General features: G+C 70.5%; 14 protein-coding genes, 1 tRNA gene and 1 pseudogene. 2 read left to right on the top strand and 14 right to left on the bottom strand.

What is annotated here, in order from left to right:
• Nucleotides 1–60: 60 nt before the first annotated feature.
• Both H293_RS0104670 and H293_RS0104665 read right to left on the bottom strand, forming a co-directional pair.
• Complete coding sequence (locus H293_RS0104670) at nucleotides 61–1539, bottom strand: sugar transferase (protein WP_106968254.1); 1479 nt, start codon at nucleotides 1537–1539, stop codon at nucleotides 61–63.
• Between the two features lie 604 nt (nucleotides 1540–2143).
• Nucleotides 2144–3958: an ABC transporter ATP-binding protein gene (locus H293_RS0104665; protein ID WP_078612519.1), complete on the bottom strand. Its 1815-nt coding sequence runs from the start codon at nucleotides 3956–3958 to the stop codon at nucleotides 2144–2146.
• Between the two features lie 168 nt (nucleotides 3959–4126).
• Between H293_RS0104665 and H293_RS0104660 the strand changes: the two genes are divergently transcribed.
• Nucleotides 4127–7087 (top strand): GH59 galactosidase, encoded by a 2961-nt coding sequence (locus H293_RS0104660; protein WP_259294432.1) that lies wholly within the window; start codon nucleotides 4127–4129, stop codon nucleotides 7085–7087.
• 85 nt (nucleotides 7088–7172) lie between these two features.
• On the opposite strand, the gene H293_RS0104655 is transcribed toward H293_RS0104660, so the two are convergent.
• From H293_RS0104655 to H293_RS0104615, 9 genes are all read right to left on the bottom strand, one after another.
• Nucleotides 7173–7598, bottom strand: coding sequence for a DUF7144 family membrane protein (locus tag H293_RS0104655; protein ID WP_020116713.1), 426 nt, complete (start codon nucleotides 7596–7598; stop codon nucleotides 7173–7175).
• Nucleotides 7599–7629: 31 nt separating this feature from the next.
• Nucleotides 7630–8088: an SHOCT domain-containing protein gene (locus H293_RS0104650; protein ID WP_020116712.1), complete on the bottom strand. Its 459-nt coding sequence runs from the start codon at nucleotides 8086–8088 to the stop codon at nucleotides 7630–7632.
• Between the two features lie 170 nt (nucleotides 8089–8258).
• Nucleotides 8259–8921 carry a DUF308 domain-containing protein gene (locus H293_RS0104645; RefSeq protein ID WP_020116711.1) on the bottom strand — a complete coding sequence of 221 codons (663 nt, stop codon included), beginning with the start codon at nucleotides 8919–8921 and terminating at the stop codon, nucleotides 8259–8261.
• A gap of 406 nt (nucleotides 8922–9327) precedes the next feature.
• Complete coding sequence (locus tag H293_RS0104640; RefSeq protein ID WP_020116710.1) at nucleotides 9328–9528, bottom strand: hypothetical protein; 201 nt, start codon at nucleotides 9526–9528, stop codon at nucleotides 9328–9330.
• Between the two features lie 126 nt (nucleotides 9529–9654).
• The gene (locus tag H293_RS0104635) at nucleotides 9655–10173 is read right to left on the bottom strand and encodes a hypothetical protein (protein ID WP_020116709.1); all 519 of its coding nucleotides are present in this window, start codon (nucleotides 10171–10173) and stop codon (nucleotides 9655–9657) included.
• A gap of 16 nt (nucleotides 10174–10189) precedes the next feature.
• Complete coding sequence (locus tag H293_RS0104630; protein ID WP_020116708.1) at nucleotides 10190–11821, bottom strand: MFS transporter; 1632 nt, start codon at nucleotides 11819–11821, stop codon at nucleotides 10190–10192.
• Nucleotides 11822–11932: 111 nt separating this feature from the next.
• On the bottom strand, nucleotides 11933–14632 hold the full coding sequence (locus tag H293_RS0104625; protein WP_106968253.1) for a winged helix-turn-helix domain-containing protein: 2700 nt from the start codon (nucleotides 14630–14632) through the stop codon (nucleotides 11933–11935).
• A 130-nt stretch (nucleotides 14633–14762) separates the two neighbouring features.
• Nucleotides 14763–14836 (bottom strand) — tRNA-Pro (locus H293_RS0104620).
• An 81-nt stretch (nucleotides 14837–14917) separates the two neighbouring features.
• The gene (locus H293_RS0104615; protein WP_020116706.1) at nucleotides 14918–16345 is read right to left on the bottom strand and encodes an MFS transporter; all 1428 of its coding nucleotides are present in this window, start codon (nucleotides 16343–16345) and stop codon (nucleotides 14918–14920) included.
• A 176-nt stretch (nucleotides 16346–16521) separates the two neighbouring features.
• On the opposite strand from H293_RS0104615, the gene H293_RS0104610 reads away from it, so the two are divergent.
• Entirely contained in the window at nucleotides 16522–17100 is a 579-nt protein-coding gene (locus H293_RS0104610) for a TetR/AcrR family transcriptional regulator (protein ID WP_020116705.1), read from the top strand.
• Nucleotides 17101–17145: 45 nt separating this feature from the next.
• On the opposite strand, the pseudogene H293_RS52540 reads toward H293_RS0104610, so the two are convergent.
• From H293_RS52540 to H293_RS0104590, 3 genes and pseudogenes are all read right to left on the bottom strand, one after another.
• A pseudogene (locus H293_RS52540) lies at nucleotides 17146–18447 on the bottom strand (MFS transporter).
• 74 nt (nucleotides 18448–18521) lie between these two features.
• Complete coding sequence (locus H293_RS0104595; RefSeq protein ID WP_020116703.1) at nucleotides 18522–19472, bottom strand: catechol 2,3-dioxygenase; 951 nt, start codon at nucleotides 19470–19472, stop codon at nucleotides 18522–18524.
• The gene (locus H293_RS0104590) at nucleotides 19469–20533 is read right to left on the bottom strand and encodes a 4-oxalomesaconate tautomerase (RefSeq protein WP_033415259.1); all 1065 of its coding nucleotides are present in this window, start codon (nucleotides 20531–20533) and stop codon (nucleotides 19469–19471) included. The genes H293_RS0104595 and H293_RS0104590 overlap by 4 nt, the downstream gene beginning before the upstream one ends.
• Nucleotides 20534–20547 lie beyond the last annotated feature (14 nt).

Here is a 20547-nt window from a genome sequence, read left to right as displayed (position 1 = left end):
CCCCAGGCAGGCCCTTGTGGCCTGCTGTCTGCCCGCCGTCCGGACGGCGCCCCCCGCACATCAGTAGGCCCCCTGGCCGTAGAGCACCGCGCGCAGCGTCTTCCACAAGATCACCGCGTCCAGGGCCAGCGACCAGTCCTCCACGTACCGCAGGTCGAGGCGGACGGCCTCCTCCCACGGCAGGTCACTGCGTCCGCTGATCTGCCACAGGCCGGTGAGGCCGGGCTTGACCAGCAGCCGCCGCCGGATGTCCGGGCCGTACGCGGCGGACTCCTCCGGCAGCGGAGGGCGCGGACCGACGAGCGACATCGATCCGGTGAGTACGTTGAACAGCTGCGGGAGTTCGTCGAGCGAGTACCGGCGCAGCACGGTGCCGACCCGGGTCACCCGCGGATCCCGGCGCATCTTGAACAGCAGCCCCGCGCCCTCGTTGCGGTCGGCCAGCTCGGCACGTGCCAGGTCGGCCCCTACGACCATGGTGCGGAACTTGAGGATGGTGAACTCCCGGCCGTCCTTGCCGACCCTGCGCTGGCGGTAGAACGCCCCGCCCCGGCTGTCCGTCACCACGAGCAGTGCGACGAAGAGCATCAGCGGCGCGAACAGGATCAGCAGGATCGCCGAGCCCAACCGGTCGGCGACCGCCTTGATCGCCCGGCGGCCCCCGGTGAACGTCGGCATGCTGACCCGCAGCAGCGGGATCCCGAGCACGGCGTCGACGTGCAGCCGCGGTCCGGCCACCTCCATCAGTACCGGGGCCACGACCATCTCGGCATCGCTGCCCTCGAGGTTCCAGGCCAGCCGCTGCAGCCGGTTCGGTGTCCAGTACGGGTCCGGTGTGATCGCGACGACCCGATAGCCGTCGTGCTCCACGTACTTGGCGACATCCGTCAGCTGGCCGAGGACCGGCACTCCGTCCAGTTCGTCTCCGTCTAGCCCGCGGCCTTCCGTCGTGCACACCCCGTCCACCCGCCATCCGAGATGCGGGAACTTGCGGGTGCGGCTGATCAGGTCGCGCACGGTGGCCGGGCTCCCGGCGGCGAGCACCGGTCTCAGACACTGCCCTTCCTTGCGCTGTTTGTGCAGCCCTAGGCGGAGCAGATACCGCGCGCTCATGGTGACGAGCGCGATCGCGGGGATCGCGACGAAGATCCAGAGTTTGATGTTGCGCGAGGTGAGGGCGATCCCGCCGAGCGCCAGCACGACGGTCGCCGCGAACAGCGAGCGCCCCAGCCGGCGGAATTCCTCGGCACCCTGGCCGAGCACGGCCGGAGCCCAGGCGCGGCTCACCGCGAACGCTCCCAGCACCAGCAGCTCGGTGCCGAATGCCAGTATTCCCCACTTCTCATGCCAGTTGGCCGCGTCCCGGGCCCCGAAGAACTCGCCGATCGCCGCCACCACGAAGGCGGTGGTCACGGTGTCGCTGGTGATCACGGTACGGCGGTACCGCTGCTCCCAGTCGTTCACCGACTGGCCGATCGCCCCGTCCGTCAGACGCTCGTGCGTCGACGGAAGGGGCCCGACTATTCCCCCCTCCCGCACAGAACCCCCCCGGTCCCCAGTGGTACGACGTGGTTGCCGGACATCGTTCCTCCCCCCGGGAGGCCCCCGCCTCCCGCCACGTTCCTCGCAGGACCCCCCGCCCTGCGCCGCGCGCTGTTCCTTTTGCGGGAGGCACTACCCCTCGCATATGACATGCCTAGGTCAACATTGTGTAAAGAACTGACCTAGGAAGCAGCAGACTTAGACGCTTCGCCAGACTTTCGAGCCGTTCAGGAACCCGCTGAAACCTCGGATGCCCCCTGCACCCGAAGCCCCCCTCGGGTTCCAAGAACCCATCACCCCCGAGCCTGGCGCCGAGACGTTTCTGCTCGATATCCGCAGCACCAGACCCATAGATCACTATTTGTCGCCCCGTGTCCCACCATGGGCAGCAAGGTCAATCTAGACCATCGAGACCCGTCTGCAAGGGGGCATGTGTGGAATATGTGCTTACGATTTGGAGATGGGGGTAGGTGAGACAGCTTCACCGTAGGTGTTTCGGCCATGAGGCGGGCCTCCTGCGCCAACGGGAGTCTCCGTGACAGGACGGCGTCCCACGGGGTGACCGCCGGTCCGGGCGGCACCCCGCGCAGGACGCCCCCGTTCAGTGCAACTCGGCCTCCACCGGGTCGTCTTCGAGGAATCCCCCCGACTGGTGGTGCCACAGCTTGGCGTACGGCCCGTCCAGCGCGAGCAGTTCCTGATGGCTGCCCTGCTCCACGATCCGCCCGCGGTCGAGGACGACGAGCTGGTCCATGCCCGCGACCGTGCTCAGCCGGTGCGCCACCACGAGCGCCGTCCGTCCCTCCATGAGCCGCCACAGCGCCTCCTGGACCAGGATCTCGCTCTCCGAGTCCAGCGCACTGGTCGCCTCGTCGAGCAGCAGGATCGGCGCGTCGCGCAGGATCGCCCGGGCGAGGGCCACGCGCTGGCGCTGTCCGCCGGACAGCTTGACGCCGCGCTCGCCCACGAGGGTGTCGAAGCCCTCCGGCAGCGCGTCGGCGAACTCCGTGACGTGGGCCGCCTCGGCCGCGCGGCGGATCTCGGCCTCGGTGGCGTCCGGCCGGGCGAAGGCGATGTTGTCCCGCAGCGTGCGGTGGAACATCGCCGGGTCCTGCGGGACGTAGGCCATCAGACTGCGCAGGTCGGTCTGGCGCAGCCGGCTGATGTCCTGTCCTCCGATCAGGATCCGGCCGCCGTCGATGTCCTGCATCCGCAGCAGCAGCCGGGTGAGGGTGGTCTTGCCGCCGCCGGACCGGCCGACGAGCCCCACCTTCGTCCCGCCGGGCACGACCAGGTCGAGCCCCTCGAAGAGCCGCTCGGCGCCCGCGTGGGCGAAGTTCACCCGCTCGAAGCGGACTTCGGCGGCTCCGGGCAGCAGCGGCTCGGGCGACGGCGGGTCGAGCACGGTCGGCGGGGTCAGCAGCAGTTCGGTGAACTGAGCGGCCTCCGTCATCGAGCTCTCCAGGCGACGGTAGATCTGGTTGAACTCGAACATGATCCGGGTCGCGTTGGAGTAGTAGGTGAAGGCGACCACGACCGCCTCGACGCCGTGCTCGCCTCCGCCGAGGGCGACCGCGAGCAGCAGCCCCAGGGCGTTGGTCAGCACGGACATCGGCGCGACGAAGGTGTCGATGCGCAGATTGCCGTAGTCCCAGGACCTGAGCATGAGCCGGCGTGAGACCGCGACGCGGGAGCGGTGCTCGGCGGCTTCGCGGGCCTCGGCGCCGAACGCCCGGACGGTGTCCATGTTCATCAGGCTGTCGGCGACGTGCCCGGACACCCGCGCGACCGCCGCCTCGCGCTCGGCGACCAGGGCCTGGCGGCGCCGGATGAGGGGCGCCGCGCACAGCGCCGTCACGACGATCATCGTCAGCAGCCCTACGACGAGCAGGGGTTCGTAGTGCCACAGCACCACCGAGCCGAACAGCAGCGGCACGACGTTGCCCACGACCTGGAACGCCAGCGTGTCGACGAACGGCTCGAAACGGGTGGCGAAGCTCAGGACGCGCTTGGTCAGTGACCCGGCGAAGTTGTCGTGGAAGAACGTGGCGTCCTTGGCGAACAGTTCGTCCATCCCGATCACGTACAGGTGCTCGATGCCGAGGGCGTCGAGACGGTTCATACAGTGCAGGGCGACCCGCCACAGCGCTTCCGCGAGCAGCAGGACACCGGCGAAACCCAGGACGTACGGCAGTGCCGACCCGGCGGTCAGTTCGGCGCCGTCGGCGATGTCGCCGGCGAGCCTGGCGACGATGAGCGGGGCGATGTAGTTGAGACCGATGCCGCCCAGCGCGAACAGCAGCATGGCGGGAGCCGTCAGCCGGCGAAGCCGGGCCAACTCCCGTCCGTAGTAACGAAGTGCGAGGAGCACCGCGCCTCGGCGCGGTGTGATTTTTTCCAGCTCAGGCGTCTGCATCCTAACCCTGTGTGTATGGGGAGTAGCGGTCCGAGTTCGGCAGTGTCCCGCGGCGGCCACCTCGCGGTCCATGCGTTTTTCGGCAGGTCACACCCATCGAGAAACGTCAAATCTCAAGTGACGCAAGGGGATTGACGTAGAAAGCGCTTGCCACCTACGGTCCCCCGAATGGGTATGCAGCGAAGATTCGGGTGGGCCTCGCTCGCCGCGGCGACCACCATGGCACTGGCGGCGGGTGTGACCGCGGCACCCGCCGCCCACTCCGCGGACGATCCCGCGCAGATCGTGGTCGACGGGAGTGACGTACGCGCCGACAACGTGAACGGCCTGACCTACAAGGGCCTCGGTCTGCTCAGCTGCAACAGCACGAGCAATCTGCTGATGGACTACAAGGCGGAGCACCCCGACCGTTACTGGCAGCTCGTCAGGGTCCTGTTCGGCGGGCGGAACCCGCTGATCAACCACGTCAAGATCGAGATGGGTTCGGACACCAACACGTCGACCGGTTCCGACCCCGCGACCATGCGCACCGCGGACGAACTCGCCGACGCGTCCCGCTCCCCCGGCTTCCAACTGGCCGCCGACGCCAAGACGGTGAATCCGCGGCTCAAGGTCTCGATCCTGCGCTGGGTCATGCCCCAGTGGGTCCAGACCGAGTGGAACAAGGGCACCGGCACCGACGAGATGTACAAGTGGTATAAGGAGACGATCCTCGACGCGTACCAGAAGTACGGGTACATGGTCGACTACGTCGATCCGGACACCAACGAGACCACGAAACCCGACCTCTCCTTCGTCAAGTGGTACAAGAACGCGCTGGCGAACGACACCGAATTCACCGACTCCCGCTACGGCCTGACGTCTCGTCAGCAACGGGCGGCCGCGAAGGCGTACCGCGCCATCAAGATCGTCGCCTCGGACGAGAACACCACGAAGAACATCGGTCCGGCGCTGCTCACGGACACCGAACTCTTCGGCGCGGTCAACGCGGTGGGCTACCACTACACCACCGAGGACCGGCTCGACGGCACCCCCGACAGCGCCACCTACCGTCCGTACTCGAAGCTGGCGACCGGTGACAACGCCCTTGGCCAGGACAAGGAGGTCTGGTACAGCGAGGGCGTCGGCTCGTTCGGCTGGACGGACTACCGCGTCAACAACACCGAGGGTCCGGGCGGCGCGAGCACCGGGATCGGCGGTGTGCAGAGCGCGCTCGACATCGCCAACCGCTCCGTGAAGAGCTACGCCAACTCCAAGCGGACGCACTACATCTTCCAGCCGGCGATCGGGGCCTTCTACGAGGGCGCCCAGTACAGCCACAAGGAGCTGGTCAGCGCCCGCGACCCGTGGTCCGGGAGCATCCACTACGACGCCGCCGTGTACGTGATGCAGCACTTCACCCAGTTCGCGAGGACCGGCTGGGAGAACGACACCAACACGGCCGGCATCTGGCGCACCGTGCCGGAGGCGAGCCACAGCGGGGTGAGCGGCACCGAGAACGTCGACGGCTCGAACGGCGCGCCCAGCTACCTGACACTCGCCGACCCGCGGAAGAAGGACTTCTCCACGATCGCCGTCAACGACAGCGACCGCACGAAGACGTACCGGATCAAGGCCGAGCACCTGGACCTGGGCGACGATCCCACCATGGAGGTCTGGGAGACCCGCGCGGCGGACCCCGGCCAGGCCTACGACGCGAACTTCAAGCACCTCGCCGCCGAACTCCGCCCCGACGGCGACGGCTTCTACACCTACACGGTCAAGCCGCGCTCGATCGTCACGTTCACCACGCTCGACCGCAGCCACGACAAGGCGACCACCCAGCGCCTGCCCCGGGCCGGGGCCCGTACGGTGCTCGACACCGACGCGACCGGCAAGAGGCACAACACCCGCGACTCCGTCCTGTACGCCGATGACTTCGGGTACGAGGAGGAGGGCCGGGTCCAGGTCGGCACCGACAACGGGGCCCGCAAGGTGTCCCGGTCGTACCTAGAGTCCCGGGGCAACCAGCCCCGTTACCTGGTCGACCAGACCGGCGCGTGGGAGGTCGGCAAGGACGCCGACGGCGGCTACGCGCTGTACCAGTACCTGGACCAGTCCATGAAGGACACCGGCGCCTGGAACCGGAACACCCCCAACACCACGGTCGGCGACTTCCGTTGGGAGAACTACCGGGCCTCGGTCGACGTCTCCTTCCCCGACCCGCAGGGCGGCCTCGCCACCCTGGGCGTACGCCAGCAGAAGGGCATGGCGGCGACCGACGCGGCGTACAGCGTCGGGATCGGCCCGGACGGGAACTGGACCTTCTACCGGTACGGCACGGCGCTGCGGACCGGAACGGTCACCGCGTCCGCCGGCTACCGTCTCGCCGTCGAGACCAAGGGCGCGACCGTGACCGCGTACGTCGACGGACAGGCCGTCGCCGGCTACCAGGACCCGGCGCCCGTGAGCGAGGGGCGCGTCAAGCTCGGCACCGACTTCCACCGGACCGCGTTCGACAACCTGAGGGTCGAGAAGGTCGCCGGATACAGCCCGTACGCCACCACGCTGACCGACAACATGGACAGTTCGGTCGCCTACGACGGCACCTGGAGCCGGAACGCCTCCCTCGGCGACGCGATGAACTGGTACCGGTCGACGTCGACCAGCACCACCGCCGGCGCGACCGTGACCGTGCCGTTCCGCGGCACGGGCATCGACGTCATCGGCGGCAACGACGCGAGTGCCGTCCTCGATGTCCTGGTGGACGGCCGGCTCGTCGCCCGGAACGCGCGGACCACCGCCACCGACAAGCGCCAGGCGACGTACTCACTGCGCGGCCTGCCCGACGGCAGGCACACGGTGACGTTCACGCTGAAGTCCGGGAAGCTCGTCCTCGACGCCTTCACCGCGATCTCGGGCGACGTGGACGGGCCGGTCGACACCACCCCGGTCCGGGCCGCTCTGGACGCGGTGGGCTCCCCGGACCGGACCGACTACACGGCCGACTCCTGGGCCCTCTTCGCCACCGCCCGCACGGCTGCCAGGGCCGCGGTGTCCGGGCAGCGGGGCCTCGACGCCCTCGGGGTCGAACAGCTCGCGAACAGGCTGGGCGACGCCCATGACGGGCTGGTGCGCAAGGAGGTCTGACCGCTGCGAGCGGCTCCCGTACGGCATCGGGCCGGGTGCGGTGCACCCGGCCCGGTCCGTCGGCCGGAACCGTCGAGCACAACGGTCAGAACGAAGCGAAGGAGTCGTCGCGCCGGACCACGCACAGGGCCCAGATGACGAATCCGGAGAACGCGATCATCACGACCGACCACACCGGGTAGTACGGCAGGTCGAGGAAGTTCTCGATGATGATGAGTCCGGCGATGGCCACCCCGGTCACCCGCGCCCAGGTCGCCGCGCGGAAGAGCCCGAGGCTCACCAGCACGCCGATCACTCCCAGGGCGAGGTGGATCCAGCCCCAGCTGGTCAGGTCGAACTGGAAGACGTAGTTGCGCGTCGTGACGAAGACGTCGTCCTCGGCGATGGCCATGATGCCCCGGAAGATGTCGAGCACTCCGGCGAGCATCAGCATGACGGCCGCGAAGACCATCGTCCCGGAGGCCCAGCCCTGCTTGGCCGTGGACCGGTGTGCGGTGTGTGTGGCGGTCATCCTTACCCCTCGTTTCGATCGGTCGGCGTGCTCAGCGCCGGGAGGTGGCGGTGACGTCGGCGGATGTCCCCGACCCGTGGCCGCTCAGGACCAGCTCCTTCGCCCGGGCGAACTCCGCGTCCGTGATGTCGCCCTTGGCCCGGATCTCCGAGAGCTTGGCGAGTTCGTCGGCGCTGCTGCCGCCGCCCTTGGCGGTCTCACGGATGTACGAGTCGAAGGCCTGCTGCTGTGACCGCGCCTGGGCGACCTCACGACGGCCCATGTGCTTGCCGCGGGCGATGACGTAGACGAAGACGCCCAGGAAGGGCAGGACGATCGTGAACACCAGCCAGCCGGCCTTGGCCCAGCCGCTCATGGCGTCGTCCCGGAAGATGTCGACGACGACCCGGAAGAGCAGGACGAACCACATGATCCACAGGAAGAACCACAGCATGGACCAGAAGACGCTCAGCAGCGGATAGTCGTACGCGAGGTACGTGGACGCACTCATGTCAGTCTCCTCCGTCCGGGGCCTTCGCCCGGCCGCCTGTCTGCCGTCCTCAGCGTGCCCACGGCAAGAAGCGGGCGCTTCACCCGGCGCGGGTGAGCGGGCACCCCGGCCGGGTCGGTTGTCGGAGCACGGCCCAGCAGAACGCGGGCTGTGCGGTGCCGGGTTCCGTCTCAGACGTCCGCCGGTGCCTCCTGGCGGTCCGTGAGGCCCGACCTGCGCAGCGCGGCCCGCCAGGCGAGGGCGAGCACGAGCTCGAACAGGCCGAGCAGGACGAGCCACAGGCCGAGCAGCCGGGTCAGCGCACGGGCCGACTCGGCCGGCAGGGCCAGCACCACGATCCCGGCGACGATGCCGATCACCGCCACGCCCACCACGAAGGCACGGTGCGGCAGGTCCTCGGTGGCGATCGCCGTGTAGAGGGTGAGGATCCCGGACACCAGCCAGACCACTCCGACGATCAGGGAGAGCGCGGCGATGGTCTGGAGCGGATTGCGCAGACACAGCACCCCGGCAAGGACGTAGAGCACGGCGATGAGCAGACCGGGGAGCCGTTCGCCGGACGTGCCCCGGGCGAAGACGGCGACGAACCGGAACGCTCCGGTCACGAGCAGGTACAGGCCGATGAGGACGGCGAGGACCTGCAGGGTCTCGTCCGGCCAGACCAGCACGAGGACGCCCGGCACGAGCGTGGCGATCGCGGACCCGAGGATCCAGGTCCAGGAACGGCCGAGCCGCCCCAGTACGTCCGCGCCGCCGGCCATGCGATCGGAGGCGCCGCCGTAGGGGTCGCGCTCCGGTGCGGTGGGCGGTGCCGATCCACGCGGCACGGTCATGGTTCCTCCTCGCCCCGTCGGATGGGTCGTCCCAGCACCGCCCGGGCGGTACGGAGGCCCTCACGCGGCCCAGCGTCCCGCGCACGGTCCACGGCCGGGTCACCCGTCACGGGTGATCCGCGCCACGGGCCGTGCCAGTGGGCCGGGAACCGAGGTGGGCGCCGGTCGTGATGCCGGTCCTCGTCATCGCTGCCGCCCGGCGAACAGGCGGCGGTCGGCACCGGCGTCCGTGCCCGTGCACCTCTTTCGGGCATCGCCCGGCCGGAGGCCATGGACCCGGGCCTGCTCGGGCTGTTGGCCCGGCTGTTCGGTTCCTCGTCGGCCGGGGCCCACGCCCGCTCCGGCGATCCCATGGCCATCGCCGCCTGCCTGGGCGCCGGTGAGCCTCGGGGCGGGCCACGCCCGCTCAGTCGTCGGGCATCCGCCGCATCTCCACCACGCGCAGGCCCAGCGACTGGCAACGGGCCAGCAGACCGAACAGCTGCGCCTCGTCGACGACGGAGCCGAACAGGACGGTCTGCCCGGACATGACCACGTGTTCCAGCTCGGGAAAGGCTTCGGTCAGGATGTCCGACATGTGTCCGTCGATGCGGATCTCGTAACGCATGGGCTGTACTCCCGCGGGCTGCCGGGAAGGCTGTCTGTGCCCTGTTCTGCGATGGTCCCCTCGGAGCCTGCCCGGCGGCCTCACCCTGCGAAGGTGATCCGCCCTCCGTCGGCTCCGCCGGCCCGGTCAGTGCTTCAGGAACACCTTGAAGGAGATGATCAGCAGGCCGAGCAGAAGGTTGACCGAGGCGGTGACGGCGACCAGCCGCCAGGTGGCGTGAGCACGACGGGCCGCGGCCACGGACCACGCCACCTGCCCGGCCACCGCGACGGAGAGCGCCAGCCACAGGGCGCCCTGCACGTCCAGGCCCAGCAGCGGGCTGACGGCCACCGCCACGGCCGGCGGTACGGCGGCCTTGACGATCGGCCACTCCTCACGGCACGCGTGGAAGACGACGTGACGGTCGAGCGGCTGCTGTGCCAGCCGCGCGCCGAACAGCTGGGCGTGCACATGGGCGATCCAGAACGCCACCCCGGTGAGCAGCAACAACACCACCAGTTCCAGGCGCGGGAACGAGCCCAGGGCGCCGGCGCCGATCACCACGGAGGCCGCGAGCATGGATCCGTAGACGCCGCCGGTGTAGTCGGCGCGGGCCCGGCGCTCGCTGTCGGTCCCGCGAACCGTCGGGTGGTCGGTCGTGGACATCGGTGCTCCCTGTGGATCAGCTCGCCGGCCCGGCCGACGGGGCCGGTGCCGCGGTCTTCCCCCGGGCTCCGGTACGGCTCTTCCCGCCGCCCGGGAGGTTCGGTGTGACGAGGAAACTGGCCAGCGTGACGCCGCCGGTGGCGAGGATCGCGGCCTTGAGACCGTCGAGCTGCGCGGAGGCGTAGGAGTCCGCGATGGCGTCGACCTCGGAGGGCGGCAGGCCGGCGTCCGCCGCCGCGGAGCGCACCTGGTCGGTGGTGACGAAGGAGATGCCGGACTCGAGGGCCACACCGGTCTGCGTGCGGGCCTCCTCGGAGAGCCGTGGATCGTCCTCGACCTGGGCGGTGAAGGCATGCGCCAGCGCACCGAGGAGGATCGACCCGATCAGTGCCGTGCCCAGCGCGGAGCCCAGGTTCTGCGCCGTGAACTGAAGACCGCCGACCTCGCTGCGCTCCTCCTCGCCGACGCTGGACTGGACGACGTTGCCCAGCTGCGAGGCGAGCAGGCCGGTGCCCACGCCCACCAGGGCCATGGCTCCGGCGAACTGCGCGTCGTCGATGACGGGGTCGATGGTGGCGAGCAGCCACACGACGGCGACCGCCAGGGTGGCGAGGGCCAGCCGGACGATCCTGCGCGGTCCGACGGCCCGTCCCAGCGAGGAGGCGAGCAGGGAGGCCACGAGCATGGTGATGGACACCGGCAGCAGACGAAGTCCCGTCTCGAACGCGTCGAAGCCCTGCACGACCTGCAGGTACAGCGGGATCACGAAGAACAGGCCCAGCAGGATGAGGTTCTGGCCCAGCAGGGTCATCAGACCGGAGCGCAGAGCCGGGCGTTCCAGCAGGGGCAGGTGCACGAGAGGGTCGGCACCCCGGGCGTCGCGCCGCCGCTCCCAGCGGACGAAGAGGGCGAGGACCGCCACTCCGGCACCGACGACGAAGAGAGTCGGGGAGAACCCCAGGACGGTGAAGGGCGGGTTGCGGGGCGAGACCCAGCCCCAGGTGCTGCTCTGCAGCACACCGAGCACACCCAGTCCCAGCCCGGCGGCCGACAGCACGGCACCGACTCCGTCGAGACGGGGATGTGGCCCGGTGGGGCGGGACTCGGTGATCACCCGTCGGCAGCACAGCACGGCCACGACGACCACGACCTCCCCCGCGAAGACCAGCCGCCATGTGAGATAGGTGGTCACCCAGCCGCCGAGAAGCGGCCCGACCGCGATCCCCGCGCCGGCGAGGCCGCCGATGACACCGTAGGCGACGGCCCGGTCCGGCCCGCGATACGACTCCGCGACCAGGGCGGCCATGGCGGGCAGCACCATGGCGGCGCCGAGCCCCTCGATGACGGACCAGCCGAGGGCGAGGACCCACACGGTGGGGGCCAGCGCGGTCAGGGCCGAACCCGTGCCGTACACCATCAGTCCGAGGAAGAAGAGGCGGCGCCGACCCAGGATGTCGCCGAGCCTGCCGCCGATGACCATGAACGCGGCCATGACCAGCGCGTACAGGGTGATGACGGCCTGGATGGTGGTGACCTCGGTGTCGAAGTCCTCGACCAGCTGGCTGATCGACACGTTCATGACCGAGGTGTCCAGGACCATCAGGAACTGAGCCGTCCCCAGGACGATCAGTGCGCGCCATCGCCTCATGGTGACCACCTCGCCAAGTCGGTTCGCGGCGGCAGTGGAGGCGGCCGCTCCTCCATGTCAGCGCAGCGGGGCGGCCGGCGCCTCACCCGCCGCGGGCGACCTGGAGTGTCCTCACAGGAGCCGCATGTCCCGTGCGCGGTGCACCGCCTCGCTGCGGCGGTTCACGGCCAGCTTCCGGTACAGGCTCTTGAGGTGGGTCTTCACCGTGTTCACCGAGAGGTACAGGTCCACGGCGATTTCCTCCGTCGACATCATCTGCGCCAGCCGTTGCAGGACGTCGCGCTCGCGCTCGCTCAGCTCCTGCACGACGATCGGCGCGGGGCGCGGGCCGGCCGCGCCCGGTCCGTTGCCGGATACGGGGCCGGGCACGAGCCATTCGGCGGCCAGTGACCGCAGGGGCGCCGTGGCCAGCAGCGGCCTGATCCAGCGCCCGGCGTCGAGGAAGGGGCGGCGCAGCCGTTCGCGCCGGGCGAGCAGAAGGGCCTGCGCGACGAACCTGCGGGCTGTCTCGGTGTCACCCGCCACCTGTGCGGCCTGAGCTCTCACCAGCGCCGCCCGCACGGTCACCGCGGGCCCCGGCCGGCTCTCGGCGGGCACGCTGTCGAGAAGGTCGATCGCGGCGCGCGTCCTGCCCGCGGCGAGCTGGATGCGCGCGGCTTCCACCGTCCAGGTCGGCTGGTCGTCCGGCAGGTGCCGGAGCACTTCGGCGGCCGTCTCGGACCGCCCCTCGGCCAGATGGACGGCGGAGGTGACCAGCCGCTCCAGGCTGTCCGCCCAGGGTGAGGCGACGGCGGTGTTCAGGGCCGGGGTCACCGACTCCATGGCCGCTCGCGCGTTGCCCCGTGCCAGGTGGAGCCGGGACGTGGCGATCGCCCGCCCGGCGGCCTTCACCGGGTCCTGGGTGTCGAGGTCGAGCTCGTCGGCCTCGTCGAGGAGGGCCTGGGCCCGGCCCAGTTCGTGGCGGTCGACCGCCACGGCGGCCAGCACCAGCCGTTCGATGCCGGAGCCGGCGGGCTGCGGAAGGCTGAACCGCTCCGTCTCGGTCATCGCCGCGAGGGCCTGGTGCTCGGCCCTGCCGGGCCAGCCGTCCAGGTAGTCGATCAACGCCAGGTGGCCCATCGACTCCTCTCGGGGCAGCACCGTCAGGATCCCGCCGGGACAGTCGGCCGCCTCGGACAGCGCGGCCCTCGCGTCCTCGTAGCGTCCGGCCCACAGACGAGTGGAGCCCAGATGGGTCAGCAGCAGGGCGGACAGTTCGGGGTGTTTGTCCAGGAGGTGCGGGGGGACATCCTGCCGTACCTCGTCGGCGGTCTCGGCGGCCTGTTCGGCCCGTGCGGGAGAACCGGTCAGCCGGGCGGCCACCGCCTCCAGGAAGGCCCAGCTCAGCTGGGCGGCCGCCGGATCTTCCGTTTCGGCCGACAGCCATGCCTCGACGTGGTGCAGGTGGGCCACACCCCGGTCGAGCTCGCTGTGGGCGAGATCGCGAGCCGCCCGGACGAGCTCGGTCGCGGGGCCCGTGGCCTCGGGCCCCATCCGGGAGAACAGCTCGTTCAGGTCGTCGGAGCGCAGACCGGTGAAGAACTGTCCGATCGCGAGGTCGTCGACGACAGCGGCGGCGGTGAAGCCCCAGTCGTCGGCGGCGGCTCCGTGGGCGAGTGCCTCCGGAAGGGCGCCGCGGCGCCGCATCCACTGGGCCGCCGACCGGTGCAGATCGGGTTCGAGACCGGGGTGGCGCACCCGGAGATGGGTCTGGAGTATCTCGCCGAACAACGGATGCAGGCGGTACCACCCCTGTCCCAGCTGTTCGACGAAGGCGTTGTCGCGGTGCAGCTCGGCCAGGATGAGTGCGGCATCGGTCCGGTGGGTCAGCCGGTTCACCAGGTCGGGACAGAAGCGGTCCAGGACGCTGACGCGCAGCAGCAGGTCCTGCGTCGCCGGCGGCTGGCGTCTGAGCACCTCCGCCAGCAGGAAGTCGGCGACCGTGCTGTGGTCTGCCTCGAACTCCTTGAGGTACCTCTCCGGGTCCGGGCTCTCCTGCGCGGCCAGGGCGCACAGCCGCAGCCCGGCGGCCCAGCCGCGGGTGCGCTCCACGAGGGAGCGCACCGCGTCGGCGGGCAGGCTGAGTCCGTGCAGTTCCAGGAGCGCCGCGGCCTCCTCGGGGTTCAGGGCGAGCTCGGCGTCACGGATCTCCGTCAGGGTTCCGGCGGCTCGGTAGCGGTGCAGGGAGAGCATCGGTTCGTTGCGGGTGACGAGGATCAGACGCAGCCCGGATCCGGCGTGCTGCAGCACGAACTCCAGCTGCTCCGCCACCTCGGACGCGCTCACCCGGTCGAACTCGTCGAGCACGACGATCGGGGCCGGGTCGCGTCCGACCAGGTCCTCGGCGATCTCCGACAGCACCTTGCGGCTCACCCGGTTCGGGTCCGCCGGGCAGTGGACCCGGTCGGACAGCGGAGTGCCACAGGCGCTGAGAGCCTGGAGGAAGTACGCCCAGAACGTGCCGGGGCGCTGTTTCTCCGCCTCGACGGTGAGCCAGGCGACAGGCCGGTCGAGGTTCGCGGTCCAGTCGGCGACCAACAGGGTCTTCCCCGCGCCGGCCGAACCGTTCACCATGGTCAGCGGCGTCCGGAGGCCCTCTGCCAGGTGCTGGGTCAGGCGTCGGCGGGGCAGGAACGTGGCGGGCCTGGACGGCACCGCGAATCGTGTACGCAAGAACGGGTCCCCGAGCGGATCCACCCGGCCTGCGGCCGGATGCGCGGTGTTCCTGTCACCTGTGACCACGGCGCTCACCACCATGTCTCGGCAGGTCATGGGCAGCGCTCCCACGCACTCAGTTTTCCACGCTTCCCGAACATTCACCCGTCGCAGGGCAGCCCGGGTGAGCTCGGGCCCACGCGAAAAAGGGCCTCGCGGGCTGTTGCCCGCGAAGCCCTTCGTACCGTCGGGACGACAGGATTTGAACCTGCGACCCCTTGACCCCCAGTCAAGTGCGCTACCAAGCTGCGCCACGTCCCGGCCGCGATCGCCACGGGTGTTCCGTGTGATCGCGCAGCTAAACCCTACCCCACGCACGCGGCCGGACCGACTGGCGGGACATCAGCCCCGGGTGGCCGCGGTCTCGCGGACCTCCGTGGTGTCCGTGACGACCCGGCGCACGGTCCGCCGTACCGGAACCAGCAGGGCGGCCAGCGCCGCCGCCAGGCACAGCACGGCCAGCAGCGAGAAGCCGTGCGTGTAGCCGGACTCGTGGGGCAGCCCGGAGGGCTGGAGGTGACCGGTGACCAGGACGCTGGTGACCGCCGCGCCGATGGAGCCGCCGATGGTGCGGATGTTGGCGTTCATGCCGGTCGCGGCGCCGGTCTGGTCGGCCGGGACGCTGCCCACGATCAGGTTGGCCATGGAGGCGAAGGCGAGCCCGATGCCCAGGCCGAACAGGCCCGCGACGACGGCGATCTGCCACTGCTCGTCGTGCCACAGGGCGAGGAACCCGCAGGCCACCGCGCCCAGCGCGGCACCGGTCACCAGCAGGGACTTGGCGCCGACGACCGGCTCCAGCCGGCCGCTGAGCACCCCGGAGAGGAACATCGCCACCAGCATCGGCAGCATGAGCAGCCCGGCCGCGGTGACGCTCGCGCCGAAGCCGTACCCGGCGGACGACGGCGTCTGCACGAAGCCCGGCAGGAAGGACCAGATCGAGTACATCCCGGCGCCGAAGAGCAGCGCGGCGGTGTTGGTGGTCCAGACGGCGGGCAGGCGCATCACCTTCAGGTCGATCAGCGGGGTGCGGGAGCGGGCCTCGGAGTACAGCCACAGCGCGAACAGCGCGACGGCCGCGGCGAACAGGCCGAGCACCCGGGCCGAGCCCCAGCCCCACTTGCCGGCCTGGCTGAGCGGCAGCAGCAGCGCGACCAGCCACGCGGACAGCAGGACCGCGCCCGGCCAGTTGACGTTCCCCTGCGCCCTGTTGGGCGACTCGGGCACATACCGTACGGCGATCAGCGTCGCGGCGATCACGATGGCGACCGGGATCCAGAACAGCCAGCGGTAGTCGAGCGCGGACACGATGGGGCCCGCGGCGACGATGCCGACGCCACCTCCGGCGGCGATCACGGCGGACAGGTTGCTGATGGAGCCGCTCACCTCGGACGCGGCGAACTCGTCCCGGATGATGCCGAAGGAGAGCGGGAACAGGGCACCGCCGACGCCCTGCACGACCCGGGCGACGATCAGCACACCGATGCTCGGCGCGAGCGCGGCCAGGAGACAGCCGACGGCCACGGTCACGAGGACGGCGACGAGTGTGCGCTTCTTGCCGATCAGGTCGCCGACCCGGCCGAGGATCGGCGTGAAGACCGAGGCGGACAGCAGATACGCGGTCATCACCCAGGTCACGGTGGACTGCGAGGTGTGCAGCGCGTGCTGGACGGTCGGCAGGGCCGGCGCGATCAGCGACTGCAGCATGGAGAACACGCCCGCACCGGCCGCGAGGACGGCGAAGGTGAGGCGGGTGGACTTGCGGGGCATGAAGAGCCTCTCCGAACGAACGGGGTGCGGCCGGGGCCTCTTGGGAAGCGGTCGCGGAAAGGAGGATGGGGCACCTCGACTGGTAAAGTGGAGGTACGCCTCCACTCTAGCGGAGGCAACCCTCCGCTTCAACCCGTACCGGAGGTGCACCTCCGTTTCAGCCCCGGGAGGCAGCCGTGACCGCCCCGTCGTTCCCCATCAGCGAGATCGTCGCGTCCCGCAGACCGCACCGGAAGGACGCCGCCCGCAACTACGACGCCCTGCTGGCCGCGGCCCGCGAGGCGTTCGCGGAGCACGGCGCGGAGGCGTCCCTGGAGGACATCGCACGGCGCGCGGGCGTGGGCATCGGCACCCTGTACCGGAACTTCCCCACCCGCCGCCATCTCTTCGAGAGCGTCTACGCGGACGAGGTGAACACCCTCGTACGCGTCGCCCAGGAGGTCGCGGAGCAGGAGCCCTGGGAGGCGCTGACAGCCTGGCTCGACCGGTTCGCCGGCTACATGGTGACCAAGCGGGCGGTCCGCGAGGCGCTCAACGACGAGTCGGAGATCTTCACGGCCTGCCGGGACTCGATGTACGCGGCGGGCGGGCCGTTGTTCGCGCGGGCGCAGGAGGCGGGCCAGGTGCGGCGGGACATGGACTTCGTGGATCTGCTGCGGATGGTCTCGGGGATCACCGCGACGGCCTTCGACGACGACGCCCAGCGCGACCGGGTGTTGTCGATCGCGCTGGACGGGGTGCGGGTGTCGCACTGAGCGGAGGGCGCCCGGGCCGACGCCACCGCAGACAAGCCTGGCGGGTCAGTGCGCCGCGACCAGCTCCCGCTCGCTGCCGCTGGGCGTCCGCTTCGCGGTGCGCAGGGCGGCGATGCCGATGAAGACCATGGACGACAGGCCGGCGACGGCGAAGGCGGTGAAGCCCCGGTCGCCGTTGCCCGACGCGAGCAGCCGGCCGCCGAGCCACGGGCCGAAGACGGCGCCGAAGCGGCCCATGCCGGAGGTCCAGCCGACGGCGGTGGCGCGGTTGTCCGCGGCGGAGCGGATCGAGACCGTGGCGTAGATCATCGTCTGGGCGCTGTTGAGGAAGACGCCGGTGAAGGAAGACGACGATCATCGTGACGGTCATCGGCATGTGGACGCCGAGCAGGAAGACGCCCGCGGCGGTGAGCCCGAACCAGAGCGCCGAGACGCGCGGGGCGCCGAAGCGGTCGGCGGCCCGGCCCGCGACCAGCATGCCCACGATGCCGCCGAGGTTGAAGACGACCACGAAGGACAGCGCGGAGCCCAGTTCGTAGCCCTCGGCGCGCATCAGGGTCGGCAGCCAGGTGGCGACGCCGTACACGAGGAGCAGGCCGCCGAAGGAGGCCGCCCAGTAGAGCAGGGTCTGGATCCACTCGTTCCCGCGGAAGAGGGCCGCCAGGCTGGTCCAGCGGTCCCCGGCGCCGCCGGTCCTCGCGGCGGGCACCTCGACGTCGTAGCGCTCGGCCAGGGCCCTGGCCTCCTCACCGCGGCCCTTGGCGACCAGGAAGCTCGGCGACTCGGGCAGCAGCTTCGCCAGCACCGGGGCGAAGAGCAGCGGGAGGACGCAGACCCAGAACGCGGCACGCCAGCCGACCGGGTCGATGAGCCACTTGGCCACATAGGCGGAGAGGATGCCGCCCGCGTGGTGGGCGGTCATCAGCAGGCCGATGACGAGGGCGCCGCGGCCGCGCGGGGCGTAGTCGGAGACCATGCTGATCGCGGTCGCCAGCAGTCCGCCGAGGCCGACGCCCGCCAGGGTCCGGCCGAGGCCGAAGACGGCCACGCTCTCCGACACCGCGCACAGGCCGGAGGCCAGGGAGAAGAGGGTCACACAGGCGACCATCAGCCGCTTGCGGCCGATCCGGTCGGCGATCGTGCCGGCGACGAGGGCGCCGACCAGCATGCCGAAGTGGCGTAGCTGCCGAGGTCACCGGCCTGGCCCGCGGTGAGACCGAAGGTCCTGGTCTCCAGCAGGTGGGGCAGCACCGAGCCGTAGATGAACATGTCGAGCCCGTCGAAGAGCACGGCCAGCCAGCACAGGCCGACGACCAGGAGGGCCAGTCTGCTGCCGCGGGCGGACAGAGCCGACCCTGGAGTGTCAACGCTTTTGTCAACAATCTCATCGACAATTCAGGGACGGCTCGGAACAGCGCGGCTCAGGCCACCGGCGGCGTCCCGTGCGTATGGAACGACTCAATGGTCTTCAGACCCCAGGCCTGCCCCTTCCTCCGCTCCTCCTCGGTCCAGGTGACGAGCGGCCAGTCGGGCGCGAGCACCAGCCGGGTGAGCGGGTTGCACAGCTCGATGCGGTTGCCGCCGGGCTCGTAGACGTACAGGAAGAACGTCTGCTGGATGGCGTGCTTGTGCGGGCCGGTCTCGATGAACACGCCCGTGTCGATGGCGAGATCGGCCGCGCGCAGGACATCCTCGCGGGTGTCGGTCGCGAAGGCGATGTGATGCAGCCGCCCCTCGCTGCCGGTCCAGTCCGAGGTGTAGACGACGTCGTACGACTTGTTCGTGTACGTCAGCCAGCGCGCCGCGATCTTCCCGCTGTCCAGCCGGATCTGCTCGGTGGGCCGGGCGCCGAGCACGTTCTGCTGGAACTCGGCATTGGCGAGCACGTCGGCCGCGAGGAAGTTGATGTGGTCCAACCGCCGTACGCCGACTCCCCTGTTGGGCTTGGCCTGCGGCTGGTTCTTCAGGGCGGGTTTCAGATCGTCGGGGGCCCGGTAGTGCTCGCTCTCCCAGTAGAGGGCGTGCTCGTGCCGGTCCGGGTCGGTGGTGACGTAGAGCTTGCCGAGACCGGGTTCGTCCTCGACCCAGGTGCCGGTGCCGCCGGACTCCTCAACTGCCTTGATACGGCGGTGAAGGGCCTCCTCGCTGGAGGTGCGCAGGGCGAGCCGGCCGAGACCGGGCTGTTCGCGGGCGGTGAGGACGAGGCTGTGGTGCTCGTAGTCGTCGTAGGTCCGCAGATAAACCGTGTCGCCGTCCTGGCCGTTGACCGTCAGGCCGAGGAAGTCGGTGAAGAAGGCGACGCTGGCGTCCAGGTCCGGGGTGAAGAGCTGGGTGTGGCCGATGTGGGCGATGTCGCCGAGCGGTGGAGTCATCGGTGACCTCCTGTGGGTCGGTGGGCGGCCCGGGGGAAGACGGTGCCGTCGAAGATCTTGCGGGCCGTGCGGACCACGGCGGTACGGCGGGCGGAGGGCAGGCCGTCGGGTGTGGTGGCCAGGCTGCTTTCGATGTCCAGGAATCCCGTGGGGTGTTCTATGCGGACGCGCTCGCTCCCGGGATCGATCATCGCGAGCTCGGCGCCCACGCTGCCGTCGATCCGCAGGCCCGCGGCCACACTCGCGGCACCGAGGACCCCGATGGAGGTGTGGCAGCGCACGGGGATGAAGGTGCGGGTGCTGACCGCGCCGCCGTCGCGCGGCGGGGCGAGCAGCGTGAGCTTGGGCACGGTGGCGTCGGACACGTCACCGAGGCCCATCAGGCGACCTGCCGCCAGGCGGATGGTGCGCAGGCGATCCGTCAGGGCGACGTCCTCCTCCAGGTCCCGGGGCAGCTCGTAGCCGGTGACCTGGAGGGAGGTCGCCGGGATGAGGACGGTCGGCATGCCGTTGTCCACGCAGGTCACCTCGACGCCGTCGATGACGTCGACGGCGCTGCCGGTGGGGAGCAGCTTCCCGGCGCCCGGCGGGAACTCGATCGCCACCGGCGCCGCCGTCCCGGGCACGCCCGAGATCTGCGCGTCCCCCGTGTAGTCCACGCGGCCCCCGGGGGTCGGGAAGGTCGCCGTGGCGCGGTCGCCGGAGTTGACCATGCGGATCCGGACGGAGGTCCGCCGCTCCCCCGCCGGGACGAGTCCGCGCTCGACGGCGAACGGGCCGACGCCGGCGAGGATGTTCCCGCAGTTCTGACGGGCGCTCACCTCGGGTCTGTCGACGACGACTTGGAGGAACAGGTAGTCGACGTCGGCCTCGGGGTGGGCGGACGGTGAGATCACGGCGACTTTGCTGGTGAGCGGGTGCGCGCCGCCCAGGCCGTCGATCTGCCGCTCGTCCGGGCTGCCCATGATGCGCAGCAACAGGTCGTCGCGCAGGGCGGGTTCGGCGGGCAGGTCGCCGGCGAGGAAGTAGGCGCCCTTGGAAGTGCCGCCCCGCATCAGCATGCAGGGCACCTCCT

The organism is Streptomyces canus 299MFChir4.1 (assembly GCF_000383615.1).
Taxonomy (GTDB): Bacteria; Actinomycetota; Actinomycetes; order Streptomycetales; family Streptomycetaceae; genus Streptomyces; species Streptomyces canus_C.
Note: the sequence above shows the minus strand (reverse complement) of the source record. Positions and strands in the feature narration are given on the sequence as shown.

What these genes read in the sequence shown, in the direction of transcription:
- H293_RS0104665 (WP_078612519.1), bottom strand. Translation starts at nt 3,958, where the DNA reads ATGCAGACGCCTGAGCTGGAAAAAATCACACCGCGCCGAGGCGCGGTG.
- H293_RS0104660 (WP_259294432.1), top strand. Translation starts at nt 4,127, where the DNA reads ATGGGTATGCAGCGAAGATTCGGGTGGGCCTCGCTCGCCGCGGCGACC.
- H293_RS0104655 (WP_020116713.1), bottom strand. Translation starts at nt 7,598, where the DNA reads ATGACCGCCACACACACCGCACACCGGTCCACGGCCAAGCAGGGCTGG.
- H293_RS0104650 (WP_020116712.1), bottom strand. Translation starts at nt 8,088, where the DNA reads ATGAGTGCGTCCACGTACCTCGCGTACGACTATCCGCTGCTGAGCGTC.
- H293_RS0104645 (WP_020116711.1), bottom strand. Translation starts at nt 8,921, where the DNA reads ATGACCGTGCCGCGTGGATCGGCACCGCCCACCGCACCGGAGCGCGAC.
- H293_RS0104640 (WP_020116710.1), bottom strand. Translation starts at nt 9,528, where the DNA reads ATGCGTTACGAGATCCGCATCGACGGACACATGTCGGACATCCTGACC.
- H293_RS0104635 (WP_020116709.1), bottom strand. Translation starts at nt 10,173, where the DNA reads ATGTCCACGACCGACCACCCGACGGTTCGCGGGACCGACAGCGAGCGC.
- H293_RS0104630 (WP_020116708.1), bottom strand. Translation starts at nt 11,821, where the DNA reads ATGAGGCGATGGCGCGCACTGATCGTCCTGGGGACGGCTCAGTTCCTG.
- H293_RS0104625 (WP_106968253.1), bottom strand. Translation starts at nt 14,632, where the DNA reads ATGACCTGCCGAGACATGGTGGTGAGCGCCGTGGTCACAGGTGACAGG.
- H293_RS0104615 (WP_020116706.1), bottom strand. Translation starts at nt 16,345, where the DNA reads ATGCCCCGCAAGTCCACCCGCCTCACCTTCGCCGTCCTCGCGGCCGGT.
- H293_RS0104595 (WP_020116703.1), bottom strand. Translation starts at nt 19,472, where the DNA reads ATGACTCCACCGCTCGGCGACATCGCCCACATCGGCCACACCCAGCTC.
- H293_RS0104590 (WP_033415259.1), bottom strand. Translation starts at nt 20,533, where the DNA reads ATGCTGATGCGGGGCGGCACTTCCAAGGGCGCCTACTTCCTCGCCGGC.